The organism is Tumebacillus flagellatus (genome assembly GCF_000714935.1).
GTDB classification, from domain to species: Bacteria; Bacillota; Bacilli; order Tumebacillales; family Tumebacillaceae; genus Tumebacillus; species Tumebacillus flagellatus.
On the sequence record NZ_JMIR01000066.1, the window covers coordinates 1 to 3,985 of the forward strand.

Sequence of the window (3,985 nt, forward strand, 5' to 3'; positions counted from 1 at the left end):
TTTTCGGCTTGGTGCTATGTGTTCTCTTTTTCGATGGTGCATTCTAACACCGTTTGCTCGTCAGAGTGCAAATGACTCATGGTAAGCTTCATGATGTGCGGGACCACCATCACATCGATGCGAAGCTTCCCCGGCTCTCTACGCGGCTCGAAACGCGGTTCTCCATGATCGTGTTCCGATCTTGCAAAGTAGCCATCGGTTTCCAGCATGTATTCCGCGATGGTCTTCCAAGCGTTCTGAACCTTCTTGCTCGGCTTCGCGGGTTGTGCGTTCTTCGCCACTCTCTTTCCCTCCTCTGGGCTATGCCCGCACTGTTTTGTACGTGACCTCTACGATCCGTTCAAACGTGTATGACTTGCCGCAAGACTGGCACTCTTCAGTCCCGCTGTCCTGCGGGATCTCCCACGAATCACCGAACTCGTCACCGCAATGCGGGCAGACGATATTGTTCGTGCCGTCCGTTTCGCAGCCTTGCCCGTCGCACCAAACGCAATCTTCCACTTCTCCGGGTTCACCTTGGCACACAGTGCATTTGTGATCGTTCATCTGCTTTCCCTCCTCCGTGGTGGCTGGTTTACTTCTCGCCTTTTTCAGACCAGTTCGTCGGTGCCACGACTTTGAGATGACCGGTTGCAGTCAGTACCCCGATCNTTTTTCAGACCAGTTCGTCGGTGCCACGACTTTGAGATGACCGGTTGCAGTCAGTACCCCGATCATGAGGAGCGAGGCGACAAGCGCCCCAGATCCGAACCACGTAAAGCTGTTCATTCCCCAACGCCTCCTTGCTCTGCGTAGACGACGACTCGGTACGCATTGTGCACCTTGCGCCCGCCCTTCTTGATGTATGAGTAGCGGATCTTCGCGCCCTGGTACTTACCCGGTGGTAATTCAAGCACCGTTCGCGGGTCGATCTCACGCAGAACCAGCGTGTCACCTACTTGGAAGCCGCGGTCGTCCTTGCGCAGCTCGAACGTCTTCTCACCGCTTGCCACCGCGTCGAAGTGCGGCTGCTGGAGTTTCAGTTGGTGAATGGTCATCCGCTTCCCCCCTACTTCTTCTCGCCGCAACCAAGCGGCTTTCCGTCGGTGTCATACAGGATCGTCATGCTCCCGGCGTTTCCAACGTACTTGAGCGCGTATTTGCATCCGCTCCACTGATCTGTGACTACTGCGATACTGCTCACTGCCTTCCCGTCTTCATCTACGAAGCGCGCCGGCGCCTGTGCGCCCACTTGCTCACCGCACCCGTAGATCAGCCCGACTACCACCAACACCGCCAGTAATTTGCCGTATTTCTTCAATCCCTTTCCCTCCTCCGCCCGGTTGGGCTTAGTCAACGATGATGGTGATTTGCATCTCGCCGTCTTCAACCACTACGAGCGCCGGGATAACAAAAGCGTTATGGAACTCTTCGTTGAACGGTTTGTTCAGAGCGATCAACGTAGAGGCGAGATCGTCAGTCGGCAACAAGCAGGTCGGCGTCAAGTTGGTCGAAAACTTTTTCGTATCGTGGTCGAAGAACATGCGGCCATTGTCATTGCAGATGACGACCGGATTCATTTCTTCGACGATGTTGGTGGTTTGTTGGTTATTCATGGGGTATCCTCCTATGTCCGCCCCGCTGGAGCAGCGGGGTCGGGGTGGTTGGTTTACTCAGCACGCGTGCACCGGCTGTTTCCACTCTTGGTGCAGGCACGGTCTGCACAGATGGTACTCTTCAACCCATCGCGGGCCGTTGTGTGTGCTCCGTTCCGGGCAGAAGCCCCATGCTTCTCGTTCGCGGCGGATACGGCAGATGATCACTTTCTTACGGCTTCGCGGCGTCAACTTTCCCCAAGAGACACCTTTGCTTTCGGTCTCCACCTCGGAGAACCGTTGCCGTGCGATTACGCTAGTTTTCATCGGACGACACCGCCCGACGCTGGCGCTCGATGCTCTCCATGACTGCCGTGAAGAGGTCATCCCAGTCAATCGTAAAGCGGTAATAAATCGTGTTTGCGAACATGTAGATTACGTGCCGGAAGTATTCCTTCTTTCGCTCCGACTCTTGTTCGAAGCGGAAATAGTTCAGGTAGAAGATCATTTCGTTGATACAGTCGGCGTTATCACCTTCGAGCGAGTCGTCCCACGCGCTGCAGTCGTCGTCGGTGTATCCCGCTTCGGCTGCGATGCTCAGGATTCCACCATACACCTCGGCGCAGGCTTCCATGAGCGGGTTGCGTGTTGGCCATTCCATTTGACCCTCGTTCACCTTTCGATACTGAGCGTAGGTCAGGCCTAACTTCTGCTCAATCAACGGCTCTCGCGTCCGGTGCCACTCCCCCATCCCCGCCAGCTCGGCGAGCTTCCCCAGCTTCACGTTCAGTTCCAGCACCATTCTCGGCAGCAGGTCGCCGGTCAGGTTGTTCTTTTCTTTTTGCAGCGCTACCAGTTCGGCGGCCGCTTTGTACAGGTCAGGCAGTTGCAGTGTGGTCATCGGATTTGCCCTCCTTCTTCGGATTCATGCTGATTTCGCCCGTCTCTTCGTCGACGGACACGTTTTGATACCCCGCCTCGCGCAATTCTTCCGCGAGCTTCTTGGCTTTCTCGATCTTTTGCTTAAGCGCCTTGTTCATCGTCCCCGCTCCTCTCACATATCTCGCAGCGGTTCCGAAGGCGGCGTTCTTCGTCGCCTTCGTGCTCACCGCCGCATTCCAAGCAGATGTAAACTTTCATGGTGCTCAGTCCTTTCAAATCTGCAATGCAATTTGCCCGTACTGCGGACGTCGCCCCAAGCCGTAGTGTTCCAGCTTCACCAGCTCGCGCACAATGGAGGCGGTCAACTCGTTCTTCGTCATGTCGCGGCGCGTCTTCTGACCGGCCTTTGTGATCAACCGCTTGTTGCTGGCGGCGAGCACCGCAGCGGCGCTGTCGGAGAACGTCACGCCGATCTCGCGCAGGAGTGGAATGTATGCGCACCCTAGGAGGTGCCAGACTTGATTCGGCCATCTGGCGACGATCCGCCGTAGCATCGCCGTCGCCTTCCGCTTTTGCGATCTCTGGAGCATGAGCGCCACGCCGCCGATTGCGATGATGTCGTGATCCTCCTGCACGTACCGCTCGAACTCTTCGTCGCCGGAGTGAATGCTTACGACAGGTATCGGGCGCAGGCCGCGAGCGCAAAGGTATTCGTAGTTCGCCCGCGTCGCCGCCTCGTCGCCGATCACGTCCAGCGACATCCAGCCATACAGGTGGTCTCGGTGCTGTTTAATCCAGTCAGCGTAGTCCTCGACGCAGATCGGGCGCACGTCCTTGCCGTCCTGCTTGGCCCGATGTAGGCTGTACGCGCCGGAGTCAATCAGCACGCACCGTCTCTCCTCCGCTGTGAAGCCCACCTGCTCGATCCGGCGCAACCATCCCGGATCGTCTCGGAGGTGGAAGTAGCTCATGAGGAGCATCTTACCGCCGTTCGCCTTGATGATGCGGAGTGCCGTCGGGTCGCGCTCGCAACCGCTGAAAAAGTACCTGGTCCCGATCATCGTGATGCGGAGCAGACCGCGCACCGTCCGCTGTATTTTGGTCAGCCCGGCGAGCACAACGCCGACGAGTCCCAGCATCGCGGAGCTGTACGCATGATGCCGCTCCATTTCCTTGCGGGTCGCTGTTCGCCGGACGTACATGTGCCTGATCGCGGCGCGCAGCTTGTCGCGGGCGATGCGGATCGGGCGCTGACTACGGGCGGTGGTGATGTACACCGCCTCGGCGTCGTGCGACTCGATCTTGTTCTGACGGCCGGTGCCTGTGCGGTACGTGAGACCGGCGGTCAGGCGCTTGATGAAGACTTTCTCACGGCGCGCGGCTTGGATCGAGAAGTGGTCCACGTTACTTCCCGCCCTTGTCCGCCCAGTACGCGGGAGCCACGATCTTGAGGCGCCCGGTTGCGGTCAGTACCCCGATCCACCCCAACGATGCGATAAGAAGACCAGCCGCAAAAATCGTTACGGTGT

Annotated in this window: 9 protein-coding genes; all 9 read right to left on the reverse strand. The window is 57.8% G+C overall.

Features of this window, described 5'->3' with window-relative positions; genetic code table 11:
- Positions 1–14: 14 nt before the first annotated feature.
- The 9 genes from EL26_RS22750 to EL26_RS22780 all read right to left on the reverse strand — a co-directional run bounded on the left by EL26_RS22750 (position 15) and on the right by EL26_RS22780 (position 3,859).
- The gene (locus tag EL26_RS22750) at positions 15–281 is read right to left on the reverse strand and encodes a hypothetical protein (protein WP_038094710.1); all 267 of its coding nucleotides are present in this window, start codon (positions 279–281) and stop codon (positions 15–17) included.
- Positions 282–300: 19 nt separating this feature from the next.
- Positions 301–546, reverse strand: coding sequence for a hypothetical protein (locus EL26_RS22755; protein WP_038094711.1), 246 nt, complete (start codon positions 544–546; stop codon positions 301–303).
- Between the two features lie 218 nt (positions 547–764).
- Positions 765–1,037 carry a DUF3850 domain-containing protein gene (locus EL26_RS22760; protein ID WP_038094713.1) on the reverse strand — a complete coding sequence of 91 codons (273 nt, stop codon included), beginning with the start codon at positions 1,035–1,037 and terminating at the stop codon, positions 765–767.
- An 11-nt stretch (positions 1,038–1,048) separates the two neighbouring features.
- Positions 1,049–1,300 carry a DUF6440 family protein gene (locus tag EL26_RS22765; RefSeq protein WP_038094715.1) on the reverse strand — a complete coding sequence of 84 codons (252 nt, stop codon included), beginning with the start codon at positions 1,298–1,300 and terminating at the stop codon, positions 1,049–1,051.
- Between the two features lie 28 nt (positions 1,301–1,328).
- Positions 1,329–1,595 (reverse strand): hypothetical protein, encoded by a 267-nt coding sequence (locus tag EL26_RS22770; protein WP_038094718.1) that lies wholly within the window; start codon positions 1,593–1,595, stop codon positions 1,329–1,331.
- A gap of 57 nt (positions 1,596–1,652) precedes the next feature.
- On the reverse strand, positions 1,653–1,901 hold the full coding sequence (locus tag EL26_RS25160; RefSeq protein ID WP_152559377.1) for a hypothetical protein: 249 nt from the start codon (positions 1,899–1,901) through the stop codon (positions 1,653–1,655).
- A complete protein-coding gene (locus EL26_RS22775; protein WP_038094720.1) occupies positions 1,891–2,475 on the reverse strand; it encodes a hypothetical protein in 585 nt (194 codons plus the stop codon). The genes EL26_RS25160 and EL26_RS22775 overlap by 11 nt, the downstream gene beginning before the upstream one ends.
- Positions 2,453–2,614 carry a hypothetical protein gene (locus tag EL26_RS25710; protein WP_161780791.1) on the reverse strand — a complete coding sequence of 54 codons (162 nt, stop codon included), beginning with the start codon at positions 2,612–2,614 and terminating at the stop codon, positions 2,453–2,455. Before EL26_RS25710 ends, EL26_RS22775 begins: the two co-directional genes overlap by 23 nt.
- Before the next feature lie 114 nt (positions 2,615–2,728).
- A complete protein-coding gene (locus EL26_RS22780; protein WP_038094722.1) occupies positions 2,729–3,859 on the reverse strand; it encodes a hypothetical protein in 1,131 nt (376 codons plus the stop codon).
- Between the last annotated feature and the right edge of the window lie 126 nt (positions 3,860–3,985).